This is a genomic window from Paracoccus laeviglucosivorans (genome assembly GCF_900182695.1).
Taxonomy (GTDB): Bacteria; Pseudomonadota; Alphaproteobacteria; order Rhodobacterales; family Rhodobacteraceae; genus Paracoccus; species Paracoccus laeviglucosivorans.
The window spans coordinates 124,692-137,653 of the sequence record NZ_FXTK01000005.1 but is presented as its reverse complement, the minus strand read 5'-3'; the positions used below and the strand labels follow the sequence as shown (position 1 = coordinate 137,653).

The window sequence follows — 12,962 nt, the reverse complement described above, 5'->3', positions numbered from 1 at the left end:
CGCGGGCAAGACCCGCGGCTTTTTCGTTTTCAGAAGATCCGGATCAGCCGAGCGCGTAACCCGTGCCGCGAACGGTGCGAACGGGATTGTCGCCGCCATTCACCATCAGCGCTTTGCGCAGCCTGCCGACATGCACATCAATCGTGCGGGTATCGACATAGATGTCGCGACCCCAGACCCGATCCAGCAGCTGTTCGCGCGTCCAGACCCGACCGGGCTTCTCCATCAGCGTGGACAGCAGCCGGAATTCAGTCGGACCCAGATGCAGCGCCAGACCGGCGCGGAACACCCGATGTTCGCCGGCGTCCAGAATGATGTCGCCATAGCTCAGGCGTTCACCCATCGAGGCAGGACGGGTCCGGCGCAATTGCGTGCGCAACCGGGCCATCAGCTCAACCACTGAATAGGGTTTCACCACATAATCGTCCGCGCCGGTTTCCAACCCACGCACCCGGTCCACCTCTTCCGAGCGGGCCGAGAGCATGATGATGGGGATCTGGCGGGTATGCGGGTCGGCCTTGACGCGACGACAGATTTCGATGCCGCTGACATTGGGCAGCATCCAGTCGAGCACGATCAGATCGGGCTGTTCTTCGGCAACGAGAAGCATTGCCTCGTCACCGTTTTCGGCGAGCACGACCGAGAAACCCTCGGCTTCGAGGTTGTATTTCAACACCTCGCGTTGCGCGCCTTCATCCTCGACCACCAGCACGCAGGGTTGCGCCTGAGCCATTAGTTCAGTCCTCGCCTTCGTTCAGGGTGGCACGGGTCACGCTGTCGCTTTTCGGGCGCGAATCGTCGGGCAGTTGGCCGGTGGCCAGATAGATTACCTGCTCGGCGATACCGGTGGCGTGGTCACCCATCCGTTCGATGTTCTTGGCGATGAAATGCAGGTGCATACAGGCCGTGATGTTGCGCGGGTCTTCCATCATGTAGGTCAGGAATTCGCGGAACAGCGCGTTATACATCTGATCGACTTCCAGATCGCGGTTGCGAACGTCAGTCGCCAGTGCTGCGTCGCGCTGGATATAAGCGTCCAGCGCGTCTTTCATCATGCCTTCGACGGTGGCCGACATGCGGCGCAGCGCCATGCCCGAGCTTTCGACGGCGGGCATATGCACCAGAACATGGCTGCGTTTCGCGATGTTCTTGGAGTAATCGCCCACACGTTCAAGAATGCCCGAGATCTTGATCACGGTCAGCACGGTGCGCAGGTCGGTCGCGGTCGGCGCACGCAGCGCGATCAGACGCGCCGCTTCTTCGTTGATCTGGACTTCCAGCTCATCCACGGCCTTGTCGCGGCGGCGGACGTTTTCGGCCAGTTCCTCATCGCGGGTTTCCAGCGCGATTGCCGCGTCATGGATCGCGCTTTCGACCATGCCACCCATCTTGACGACCAGTGCCTGGACGGTCTCCAGGTCACGGTCAAAGGCCGACATGATATGCCGTTCGGTATTCATGATATGTCCTTTCCGAGACAGGATCAGCCGATGCGGCCCGAGATGTAGCTTTCCGTGCGCGGGTCTTGCGGACGGGTAAAGATGGTGTCGGTGTCATCGTATTCCACAAGGTTGCCCAGATGGAAGAAAGCCGTTTTCTGGCTGACACGCGCTGCCTGCTGCATCGAGTGCGTCACGATCACGACCGAGAACTCGGTGCGCAGCTGGTCGATCAGTTCCTCAACCTGGCTGGTTGCGATCGGGTCCAGTGCCGAACAGGGTTCGTCCATCAGCAGGACTTCCGGCTGGGTCGCCACGGCGCGAGCGATGCACAGACGCTGTTGCTGACCACCCGACAGGCCCGTGCCCGGCTCGGCCAGACGGTCCTTGACCTCATTCCACAGCGCGGCCCCGCGCAGCGATTTTTCGACGATCTCGTCCAGCTCGGCGCGGTTGCGGGCCAGACCGTGGATGCGGGGACCGTAAGCCACGTTGTCATAGATCGACTTCGGGAAGGGGTTCGGTTTCTGGAACACCATGCCGACCTTGGCGCGCAGCTGCACCGGATCGACGCGCTTGTCGTAGATGTCTTCGCCGTCCAGCATGATCTTGCCTTCGACGCGGCTGATGTCGATCGTGTCGTTCATCCGGTTCAGGCAGCGCAGGAAGGTCGACTTGCCGCAACCCGACGGGCCGATGAAGGCGGTGACCGTCTTGTCCAGAATGTCCACGTCCACGTCTTTGATCGCGTGCTTGTCGCCGTAATACACCTGAACCTTACGGGCCGAAATCTTGATGTCCGTTTGGCTCACGGTGCGCTCCACTTTGCTCATGTCGTTCATAATGGTAACTCCTTCCTGGCTTTACCAGCGGCGCTCGAACTTGCGGCGCAGGAAGATGGCGAAAAGGTTCATACACAGCAGGAAGACCAGCAAGACGATGATCGCTCCCGAGGCACGTTCGAAGAATGCGGGGTCGGCGCGCTGGGTCCAGTTATAGACCTGAACCGGCAGAGCCGAGGCGGGGTCCATCAGACCTTCCGGCGGAGCGCCGGGGAAGTTGCGGACAAAGGCCACCATACCGATCAGCAGCAGCGGGGCGGTTTCACCCAGCGCCTGTGCCAGACCGATGATGGTGCCGGTCAGGATGCCCGGCATGGCCAGCGGCAGGACGTGGTGGAACACCGACTGCATCTTGGACGCGCCAACACCCAGTGCCGCATCGCGGATCGACGGCGGGACCGCCTTCAGCGCCGCGCGGGTGGCGATGATGATGGTCGGCAGCGTCATCAGCGTCAGAACCAGACCGCCGACGATGGGCGCCGATTGCGGCAGGCCTGCGACGTTGATGAAAGCGGCCAGACCAAGGATACCGAACACGATCGACGGCACGGCGGCCAGGTTCGAGATGTTCACCTCGATGATGTCGGTCAGGCGGTTCTTGGGCGCGAATTCCTCAAGATAGATCGAGGCTGCGACACCGATCGGCACGGCCAGAACCAGCACGACCAGCATCATGTAAAGCGAACCGAGGATGGCGATGCCGACACCGGCCGCTTCGGGACGTTGATCCGAGGCGTCGGGCATGGTCAGGAACGACCAGTTCCATTCGGTGGCGATCAGCCCTTTTTCCTTCAGCGCGTCCGCAAGTTGCAGCTGCGCCGGAGAGGTATTGCTGTCACGCGCCGCCGTTTCCATGGTGACGCGGCCTTTGTAATAGCCGTCCACGCGACCGTTGGTCAGCACGCGGGCGTCAACAGTCTGACCCACCAGATCGGGATTGGCCAACACGCGGTTGCGCAGCTGGGCCGACGCCTCTTTCGAGATCAGGTTGGCCACGTCAGGGCCGGACAGACCTTCGACGTTGATCCCGTTCGAGGTAATCGCCTGTTGCAGCGAGTTCTCAAGGATCTTGCCATAGCTGGTGGTCAGGACTTTCTTCAGATCCTCGGGGTCGCGGTTGCCGACCTTGTCCAGCTGGGCGGCGTCCAACGTAACCGGGATCTCCAAATAGGTCTGGCGGAATGCGCCGGTCCCGTCACGAAAGATCGTGAACATCAGGATGACCAGCAGCGCCACCGAGATCAGGATCGCGCCAAGACCATAGGCACGAAAACGGGCTTCTGCGGCATTGCGCTTGCGGGTGCGGGCATCGACGACCAGAAGCGAGCTTTTTGCGGCAGGCGCGCTGGACACGGGAAAGGTTGCGTCTGTCATTCGTACTGCTCCCGGTATTTACGCACGACGTAAAGGGCGACGATGTTCAGGCCCAGCGTGACGACGAAAAGGGTGATGCCCAGGGCGAATGCGACCAGCGTTTCAGGCGCGGCGAAATCGGTATCGCCGGTCAGCTGGCTGACGATCTTGACGGTGATCGTCGTCATCGCCTCGAATGGGTTCATGCTCATTTGTGCGGCGGCCCCTGCCCCCAGCACCACGATCATGGTTTCACCGATGGCGCGCGATGCGGCCAGCAGGATCGCACCGACGATGCCCGGAAGCGCGGCGGGCAGAACCACCTTGCGCACGGTTTCCGAAGGCGTCGAGCCCAGACCCAAGGCACCGTCGCGCATGGATTGCGGCACGGCGTTGATGATGTCATCGGACAGCGAGCTGACGAACGGGATCAGCATGATGCCCATGACCAGACCGGCGGTCATCACGGACGACCCCGAGCTGCCCAGCCCCAGCGGTTGCGCGAAATAGTCGCGCAGCATCGGACCGACGGTCACCAGCGCGAACAGACCATAGACGATGGTCGGGATACCGGCCAGCACCTCGATCGCGGGTTTCGCGAAGCTGCGCAGACGGGGCGAGGCGTATTCGGACATGTAGATCGCGGCGAACAGGCCGATCGGGATCGAAACGGCAAGCGCGATGAACGAGATATACAGCGTGCCCCAGACCAGCGGCAGGATGCCCAGCTGCGAACCACCACCAAAGCGGGGCGACCAGGTGCTGCCAAAGAAGAACTCGGTCCACGAGTATTGTTTGAAGAAGTTGCTCGTCTCGAACACCATCGAGAACACGATCCCGGCGGTGGTCGCGATGGCGATCATCGAGCACAGGATCAGCAAATAGCGCACGAAGGTTTCAACGGCGTTGCGCGCGCGGAAATCCGGCGTCGTCCGCATCAGGTTGAAGCCCATACCCACGGCAGCCATGATCAGCGCAACGACAGCAAGGACGGTGCCGCTGGCAGGTTTGGCGATGCTCCAGATTCCAATCAGAAACAGCGCCGGCACGGCGGTAAACAGCGCGACGTTCCAGCCATAGTAGCTGGTGCGCGAATGCAGACGGCGGCTATCGCCACCAGCTGCGGAAAGAACACGGGAGCGACCGATGAAATAACCGGCAACTGCCAAAGCCAGGACAAGCAGCAGGGTCCAGGTGACAGGCATGTGAGCCTCGGGGAATGGGAGGGGAGAAGAGGCGCGGGACCGTCATGGCCCCGCGCCAGCCGGCAGCGAATTAGTTCGCAGCCATGACGGTTTCGTCGGCAACGGCTTTTTGCACGTCAGCCAGCGCCGGGTCCGAAACCAGACCGTAAGCGGCCAGCGGGCCTTCCGGGCCAGCCATTTCGTCCGACACGAAGAATTCGACGAACTCTTTCAGGCCGGCGATTTCACCGATATGCGCTTTCTTCACGTAGAAGAACAGCGGACGCGAAACGGCGTATTCGCCTTTCGCGATGGTTTCGGTCGACGGTGCGACGCCAGCAAAGGTGCCGACTTTCAGCTTGTCGGTGTTGTTTTCGTAGAACGACAGACCGAACACGCCGATACCGTTCTTGGCCGACTGGATGCGGGCCAGAGTCTCGGTGTAGTCACCGTCGATGTCGACCGACTTGCCATCGGTGCGCAGCGCGCCACAGGCTTCGCCGCCTTTTTCTTCGCCCAGCTCTTTGTTGAAGATTTCGGCAGCGCCCGACTCTTCACAACCAGCGTGGATCACTTTTTCTTCGAACACTTCACGGGTGCCGTGCTTGGTGCCCGGAACGAAAGCCAGGATTTCCTGGTCCGGCAGCTCGGCGCGGATTTCGTTCCATTTGGTATAGGGGTTCGCGACGACTTTGCCGTCAACGACGACCTGAGCGGCCAGAGCGTTGAACCAGTCCGAAGCGGTGTATTGGAAATCGGCGCCAGCGATGTCGTTGGCGAACACGATGCCATCGTAGCCGATGCGAACTTCCATGATGTCGGCAACGCCGTTGGCCTTACAGGCTTCGACCTCCGACGATTTGATCGGACGCGACGAGTTGGCGATGTCGATGGTGTTTTCACCAACGCCTTCGCAGAATTTCTTCAGACCAGCCGAAGAACCGCCCGATTCCACGACGGGGGTCGGGAAGTCCGAGTTTTCGCCGAAAGCTTCGGCGACGATGGTCGAATAGGGCAGAACGGTCGAAGAACCCGAGACCTGGACCTGGTCACGGGCAGCGGCGACGGTCGCCGAAGCGGCGATGATTGCGAGGGCCGATACGGCGAGTTTCGCGGATTTCATAGGATCACTCCTGACATTTCCATGGGGCCGGTAGCGGCCTGCCCGACCCCTTAGAGGCCGGATGCGACGCTTATGCGTCAGGAATGTAACAAGGTTGCGACAATGCCGAATTCGCAAAAATTGTCTGTGGAAACAGGCGCCGCGGCCTGGATGTCAACCGATTCGGCCGCGTGTCCCGCCCGTTTGAGCGCGGTCCAAAAGCAGGTGGTCCAGAATCACGCAGGCCGCCATTGCCTCGGCGATGGGCACTGCGCGGATGCCGACGCAGGGGTCGTGACGACCCTTGGTGATCAGCTCGATTTCCTCGCCGCGCTGATTGATGGTGCGGCGCGGGGTCAGGATCGAACTGGTCGGCTTGACCGCGAAGCGCACCACGATGTCCTGCCCCGTGGAAATCCCGCCCAGAATGCCGCCTGCGTGGTTCGACAGATAACGCGGGCCGTCATTGCCCATGCGGATCTCATCGGCGTTATCGGTGCCGGTCAGCGCGGCCGAAGCCATACCCTCGCCGATCTCGACGCCTTTGACCGCGTTGATCGACATCATCGCTGCCGCCAGATCGGTGTCGAGCTTGGCATAGATCGGCGCGCCAAGACCCGCGGGGCATCCCCGGATCAACACTTCCAACGCCGCGCCGACGCTGTTCTGATCCTTGCGGATGCCGTTCAGATAGTCCTCCCACGCGGGCACCGCCGAGGCGTCGGGCAGGAAAAACGGATTGTTGCCGATCTCCTCGGCATCGAAATTCGCGCGGTCCAGATGCAGCGTCCCCATCTGCACCATGTAGCCCGTGATCGTCAGCTGGGGCGCAAGATCGCGCAGGACCGCATGTGCGATGCCACCCGCAGCGACCCGCGCCGCCGTTTCCCGCGCGCTGGAGCGCCCGCCCCCGCGATAGTCACGCAGGCCGTATTTCATGTGATAGGTGATGTCGGCGTGACCGGGCCGGAACGCCTGCGCGATGTCGCCGTAATCCTTGCTGCGCTGATCGGTATTTTCGATCATCAGCTGGATCGGCGTGCCTGTGGTTTTGCCTTCGAACACGCCCGACAGAATGCGCACCTGATCAGGTTCCTGACGCTGCGTGGTGAACTTCGACGTGCCCGGACGGCGACGATCCAGAAATTGCTGGATAAAGGCTTCGTCCAGCGCGACACCCGGCGGGCAACCATCGACCGTCGCCCCCAGCGCAGGACCGTGGCTTTCGCCCCATGTGGTGAACGTGAAGACCCGACCGAAGGTGTTGAAGCTCATCTTTCCTGCCCTTTTTGCCTGCGATAGCCGGACATAGGTGGTCAGGCAACGGAAAATGCATATTCAGGCGGCGAATCGCACGCGCGAATCGATCGCGGCAATATTTTACCACATGATCAAATTGCTAGCGCGATTCACGGGCTATTCACGGTATGGCGGGATAGTGACAAAACGGTCAAATGCCCTAAGCGGAATGTTTGTATTGTCCTTTCAAACCAAGGCGCAAAAAAACGGACCTGTCGGCGGATTTCGCAACAGCAGGTTCCAGAATTTCTACAATTTGGTCGGGAAGCTTGCGAACCGGCCCTTGGCGGCGCACGTTGGTAGCTGTAGAGGGAAAGGCCAGCAAAGGCCCGGATGCGCGAACTGGATGTCGACCAGCCGCAAGTGGTTGGATACCAAAGCGAGAGTCATAGGAATCATGCATTTCCTTTTTTCTACTCAACCACTAGTAGTGGTCCGTGGTAAATATTTCGGGCGGCGTTCAGACGTTCCTGTTGCCCAGTGCTACCGACACGCGCGACCGACTTTCGGGGTTGCAGCACTCGGTTCGACCAATTGCGGGTTGACGGGCATGACCGGATCGTAACGATCGCATCGGAACAGTTGCTTTTCCGTGCTTGTGGTGGGGTGCGGGCAAAGCAACTCGGGAGGGCGCGGGCCGGAGACACCCGCGCCCTTTCCCTATTTCGCGCGCGGCTTTGGCAACAGCATCGGCGGATGAAAGTTCCCGCTCAGGGAACGATTTCAACGCGCCGGACGTATAACCCCTGTTAGGTCCAACAGGGGGACATCATGACGGCCAAGACCCAAACCGAACCGGGCACGCCGCATCAGCCCGAGCTGAAGCGCGTGATGGGACCAAAGCTGCTGCTGCTATTCATCGTCGGCGACATTCTGGGCACGGGCGTCTATGCCCTGACCGGCACCGTCGCGGGTGAGGTTGGTGGTGCGGCATGGGCACCCTTCCTTGTAGCATTCCTTGTCGCGACGATCACCGCCATGTCGTATCTTGAGCTGGTGACGCGCTATCCGCAGGCTGCCGGTGCAGCGCTATACACCCACCGCGCCTTTGGCATCCACTTCCTGACATTCCTAGTCGCATTTACGGTGATGTGTTCCGGGATCACCTCGGCCTCGACCGCGTCGAACGCCTTTGCGGGCTTTCTGAATGACGGCTTCGGCCTTGGCTTTGCCAAGGATGGCAGCGGCATCCTGATACTTGCGCTTGGCTTCATGGCACTGGTCGCGCTGATCAACTTTCGCGGTGTCGGCGAAAGCGTAAAAGCCAACGTCGTTCTGACGCTGGTGGAATTGTCGGGCCTGCTGATGGTCATCTTCATCGGCTTTTACGCCATGTCCCAGGGTCGCGCCGACTTTACCGAGGTGATGATCTTCCGCTCTGCCGACGAAAAGGGCGCATTCATGGCGTTGACGGCGGCGACCGCGTTGGCCTTTTTCGCGATGGTGGGATTCGAGGATTCGGTCAACATGGCCGAAGAGGTCAAAGACCCGGTTCGCATCTTTCCGCGGATCATGCTGACGGGCCTTGCGATCACCGGCGTCATCTATGTGCTGGTCGCGATCTGCGCGGTGGCGTTGGTGCCGGTCGGTCAGCTTTCCAACCCCGATAACGGCTCAGCCCTGACGCAGGTCGTGCGCGCGGGCGCGCCCGGACTGCCCTTTGACAAAATCTTCCCGTTCATCGGCATGTTTGCTGTCGCGAACTCGGCGCTGATCAATATGCTGATGGCCAGCCGCCTGCTTTACGGTCTTGCCCGTCAGCGGGTTCTGCCCCACGCGCTGGGGCTGGTGCATCACGAACGCCGCACGCCATGGGTGGCGATCATCTTCACCACCCTGTTGGCATTCGGGCTGATCTATTTCGTCGTCACCCGTTCCGCCACGCCTGCGGTCAGCCTGCTGGGCGGCACGACATCGTTGTTGCTGCTGGCTGTGTTCACCATCGTGAACATCTCGCTTTTGGTGCTGCGCAAGCATCCGGTCGAGCATGAACATTTCCGCACGCCAGCCTTCCTGCCCTGGATCGGCGCGATCACCTGCGCATTCCTTGTCGGCCCCTGGGCCCGAAGCGAGGCGCAGATGGGCCAGTATCGCGTCGCCGCATGGCTTCTGGGCATCGGCATCATCCTGTGGATCGCCACCTATATCTGGAACCGCAGCACGCACCGTCCCGGCGACATGAGCCATATCGACGACATGTCATCGCATCACGGCGACTCGCCCCGGAACTGACGGGCATCCGCAAAAGCAAAAGGCCTCTCGGATGAGAGGCCTTTTTCGTTCAGTTTGCCAAGGCAGCGATCACGCCTGCAGCGACCGCACGCCCACTTCACCCTCGCCACGCGATTTGATCGCGGCGACGGCAGCGATGCTGCCCGCAGCGGTGGTGTAATAGGGGATCTTGTCGTTCAGCGCGACGGCGCGGATCTCGCGCGAGTCGGCAATGGCCTGCGCCCCCTCGGTCGTGTTCAGGACCATCACGATCTCGCCGTTTTTCAGACGATCCACGATGTTCGGGCGGCCTTCATAGACCTTGTTGACCAGATCCGTTTCCACCCCTGCGCCGCGCAGGAAGTTGGCCGTGCCACCCGTCGCGATCAGCTTGAAGCCCATCGCGGTCAGATCGCGCGCAGCCGATGCCAGCGCCTCGGACTTGTCGGCATCCTTGACCGAGATGAACACCAGACCTTCATGCGGAAGCTGCGTGCCAGCGCCCATCTGCGCCTTCAGGAAGGCGCGGGCAAAGTTGCGGTCCCAGCCCATGACTTCGCCGGTCGAGCGCATCTCTGGCCCCAGCAGCGTATCGACGCCGGGGAAACGGGCAAAGGGCAGCACCGCCTCCTTGACGCTGAACCAGGGCGTGTTCGGATCGGCCAGCGTCAGCGGATCGGCCAGCGGCAGATCATCCTCGGGGGCCACGCCTTCGGGATAGGCGGCGCGGGCGGGGAAATTCGACATGGGTTCCCCGGCCATCAGCCGCGCGGCGATGGATGCGATGGCGCTGTCAGTGGCTTTCGCGACAAAGGGCACGGTGCGGGACGCGCGCGGGTTCACCTCAAGCACATAGATCGCGCCGTCTTTCAGCGCGAATTGCACGTTCATCAGACCGACGACGTTCAGCGCCTTGGCCATGGCAACGGTCTGGCGCTTCAGTTCGGCCACGGTTTCGGCGTCCAGCGTGTGGGGGGGCAGCGAACAGGCGCTGTCGCCGGAATGGACGCCCGCTTCCTCGATATGTTCCATGATGCCCGCGACATGAACGGTTTCGCCGTCCGACAGCGCGTCCACATCCACCTCGATCGCGCCGGTCAGATAGCTGTCCAGCAGCACGGGGCTGTCACCCGAAACCTGCACCGCTTCGCGGATATAGCGCTTCAGATGGTCCATATCGCGCACGATTTCCATGCCGCGACCGCCCAGCACATAGCTGGGGCGGATGACCAGCGGGAAGCCGACGCTTTCGGCGATTTCCAGCGCCTGCGTGTCGGTGCTGGCGATGCCGTTCACCGGCTGTTTCAGGTTCAGGTCGTTCAGCAGCTTCTGGAAACGCTCACGATCCTCGGCCAGGTCGATGGCGTCGGGGGTGGTGCCCAAAATCGGGATACCCTCGGCCTCAAGCGCATTGGCCAGTTTCAGGGGCGTCTGGCCACCGAACTGCACGATGACGCCGTGCAGCGTGCCGTTTTCCTGCTCGATCCGCAGGATTTCCAGCACGTGTTCCAGCGTCAGCGGTTCGAAATACAGCCGGTCCGAGGTGTCGTAATCGGTCGAGACCGTTTCCGGGTTGCAGTTGACCATGATGGTTTCATAGCCGGCCTTGGTCAGCGCGAAGCAGGCATGGCAGCAGCAATAGTCGAACTCGATCCCCTGCCCGATCCGGTTCGGACCGCCACCAAGGATGACGACCTTCTTGCGGTCGCTGGGGCGGGCCTCGTTTTCCACGTCGCCCATCGCGGGGGCTTCATAGGTCGAATACATATAGGGCGTCTGCGCCTCGAACTCGGCGGCACAGGTGTCGATGCGCTTGAAGACCGGGTGCAGGTCATGGCCGCGACGTGCCTTGCGCACGGCGGTTTCCGATTGCGCCGACAACGTGGCCAGACGCGCATCGGTAAAGCCCATCATCTTCAGATGGCGCAGACCGTCCAAGTCTGCGGGCAGACCATTGGCGATCACGCCAGCTTCGGCATCGACGATCTCGCGCAGGCGGGACAGGAACCACGGATCAAAGGCGGTGGCATGGCCGATTTCATCATCGGACAGGCCGTGGCGCATGGCCTGCGCGATCAGGCGCAGGCGGTCGGGGGTCTGGGCGCTGATCGCCTTGACCACGGCCGATTTCTCGGGCGCGCCGGGAATTTCGATGTCGTCAAGGCCGGTCAGCCCGTTCTCCATCGAGGTCAGCGCCTTTTGCAGCGATTCGTGGAAGGTGCGGCCGATCGCCATGACCTCGCCCACGGATTTCATCGCGGTGGTCAGCTCGGGCTTCGATCCGGGGAATTTCTCGAACGCGAAACGCGGGATCTTGGTGACCACATAGTCGATGGACGGCTCGAAACTGGCGGGCGTGACCTTGGTGATGTCGTTGTCCAGTTCGTCCAGCGTATAGCCGACGGCCAGCTTGGCGGCGATTTTCGCAATCGGGAAGCCGGTGGCCTTGGACGCCAGCGCCGAGGACCGCGACACGCGCGGGTTCATCTCGATCACGACCATGCGGCCGTCCTTGGGGTTCACGGCCCATTGCACGTTGGACCCACCGGTTTCCACGCCGATCTCGCGCAGCACCGCAATCGAGCCGTTCCGCATCCGCTGGTATTCCCGGTCGGTCAGGGTCAGCGCCGGAGCGACGGTGATGCTGTCGCCGGTATGCACGCCCATCGGGTCCACGTTCTCGATGGAACAGACGATGATGGCGTTGTCAGCGCGGTCGCGCACCACTTCGAATTCGTATTCCTTCCAGCCCAGCAGCGATTCATCGACCAGCACCTGCGCCACCGGGGACGCTTCCAGCCCCGAGCGCACGATGCGTTCGTAATCGTCGCGATTATAGGCGACGCCGCCGCCCGTGCCGCCCAGCGTGAAGGCGGGGCGAATGATCGCGGGCAGGCCGATATCTTCCAGATCGTTCAGCGCCTGCGCGATACCCGCGCCGATGTCGTATTTGCCGTTCGGCAGCTTAGGTGCGGCGACGATGGTGGCGCGGGGGTTTTCCAGCCCGATGCGGTCCATCGCTTCGCGGAACAGTTTGCGGTCCTCGGCCATCTCGATGGCGGCGCGTTGTGCGCCGATCAGTTCCACGCCGTAGCGGTTCAGCACGCCCATATCGGCCAGCGCCAGCGCGGTGTTCAGACCCGTCTGCCCGCCCATCGTCGGCAACAGCGCATCGGGGCGTTCCTTGGCGATGATCTTTTCGACCATCTCGGGGGTGATCGGTTCGATATAGGTCGCGTCGGCCATTTCCGGGTCGGTCATGATCGTCGCGGGGTTCGAGTTCACAAGGATGACCCGATAACCTTCTTCGCGCAGCGCCTTGCAAGCCTGTGCGCCGGAATAGTCGAATTCGCAGGCTTGCCCGATGACGATGGGCCCCGCGCCGATGATCAGGATGGATTTGATATCGGTTCTTTTGGGCATGGCGGCATCCTCGGGCTGGCGGCAGGTAAATCGACCGGGGTTATAGCCATGGCAGGCAGCGGCGCAAGGGTGTGCGGCACGGGGGCGGCGGAAAAGATGCGCCGCCCCT

9 protein-coding genes are annotated in these 12,962 nt (G+C 61.8%); 1 reads left to right on the top strand and 8 read right to left on the bottom strand.

Annotation, left to right across the window (positions count from 1 at the left end; translation table 11 throughout):
- Positions 1-43: 43 nt before the first annotated feature.
- From phoB to aroC, 7 genes are all read right to left on the bottom strand, one after another.
- Complete coding sequence (gene phoB, locus FN835_RS08040; RefSeq protein WP_142662700.1) at positions 44-733, bottom strand: phosphate regulon transcriptional regulator PhoB; 690 nt, start codon at positions 731-733, stop codon at positions 44-46.
- A gap of 4 nt (positions 734-737) precedes the next feature.
- Positions 738-1,460: a phosphate signaling complex protein PhoU gene (gene phoU, locus FN835_RS08035; RefSeq protein WP_142662699.1), complete on the bottom strand. Its 723-nt coding sequence runs from the start codon at positions 1,458-1,460 to the stop codon at positions 738-740.
- A gap of 23 nt (positions 1,461-1,483) precedes the next feature.
- On the bottom strand, positions 1,484-2,281 hold the full coding sequence (gene pstB / locus FN835_RS08030; protein WP_142662698.1) for a phosphate ABC transporter ATP-binding protein PstB: 798 nt from the start codon (positions 2,279-2,281) through the stop codon (positions 1,484-1,486).
- A gap of 21 nt (positions 2,282-2,302) precedes the next feature.
- Entirely contained in the window at positions 2,303-3,655 is a 1,353-nt protein-coding gene (gene pstA, locus FN835_RS08025; RefSeq protein ID WP_142662697.1) for a phosphate ABC transporter permease PstA, read from the bottom strand.
- Entirely contained in the window at positions 3,652-4,839 is a 1,188-nt protein-coding gene (gene pstC, locus FN835_RS08020) for a phosphate ABC transporter permease subunit PstC (protein ID WP_142662696.1), read from the bottom strand. Before pstC ends, pstA begins: the two co-directional genes overlap by 4 nt.
- A gap of 70 nt (positions 4,840-4,909) precedes the next feature.
- A complete protein-coding gene (locus FN835_RS08015; RefSeq protein ID WP_142662695.1) occupies positions 4,910-5,941 on the bottom strand; it encodes a substrate-binding domain-containing protein in 1,032 nt (343 codons plus the stop codon).
- A 153-nt stretch (positions 5,942-6,094) separates the two neighbouring features.
- Entirely contained in the window at positions 6,095-7,195 is a 1,101-nt protein-coding gene (aroC, locus tag FN835_RS08010; protein ID WP_142662694.1) for a chorismate synthase, read from the bottom strand.
- 795 nt (positions 7,196-7,990) lie between these two features.
- Here aroC and FN835_RS08005 point away from each other — a divergent pair.
- Positions 7,991-9,451, top strand: a complete 1,461-nt coding sequence (locus FN835_RS08005; protein ID WP_246098672.1) for an APC family permease — start codon at positions 7,991-7,993, stop codon at positions 9,449-9,451.
- 69 nt (positions 9,452-9,520) lie between these two features.
- On the opposite strand, the gene carB is transcribed toward FN835_RS08005, so the two are convergent.
- The gene (gene carB / locus FN835_RS08000; protein WP_142662693.1) at positions 9,521-12,853 is read right to left on the bottom strand and encodes a carbamoyl-phosphate synthase large subunit; all 3,333 of its coding nucleotides are present in this window, start codon (positions 12,851-12,853) and stop codon (positions 9,521-9,523) included.
- Positions 12,854-12,962: the final 109 nt, after the last annotated feature.

Bases quoted from the DNA above. Each gene is read 5' to 3' on its own strand.
- pstC (WP_142662696.1), bottom strand. From the start codon at position 4,839: ATGCCTGTCACCTGGACCCTGCTGCTTGTCCTGGCTTTGGCAGTTGCC.
- carB (WP_142662693.1), bottom strand. From the start codon at position 12,853: ATGCCCAAAAGAACCGATATCAAATCCATCCTGATCATCGGCGCGGGG.
- FN835_RS08015 (WP_142662695.1), bottom strand. From the start codon at position 5,941: ATGAAATCCGCGAAACTCGCCGTATCGGCCCTCGCAATCATCGCCGCT.
- FN835_RS08005 (WP_246098672.1), top strand. From the start codon at position 7,991: ATGACGGCCAAGACCCAAACCGAACCGGGCACGCCGCATCAGCCCGAG.
- pstA (WP_142662697.1), bottom strand. From the start codon at position 3,655: ATGACAGACGCAACCTTTCCCGTGTCCAGCGCGCCTGCCGCAAAAAGC.
- aroC (WP_142662694.1), bottom strand. From the start codon at position 7,195: ATGAGCTTCAACACCTTCGGTCGGGTCTTCACGTTCACCACATGGGGC.
- phoU (WP_142662699.1), bottom strand. From the start codon at position 1,460: ATGAATACCGAACGGCATATCATGTCGGCCTTTGACCGTGACCTGGAG.
- phoB (WP_142662700.1), bottom strand. From the start codon at position 733: ATGGCTCAGGCGCAACCCTGCGTGCTGGTGGTCGAGGATGAAGGCGCG.
- pstB (WP_142662698.1), bottom strand. From the start codon at position 2,281: ATGAACGACATGAGCAAAGTGGAGCGCACCGTGAGCCAAACGGACATC.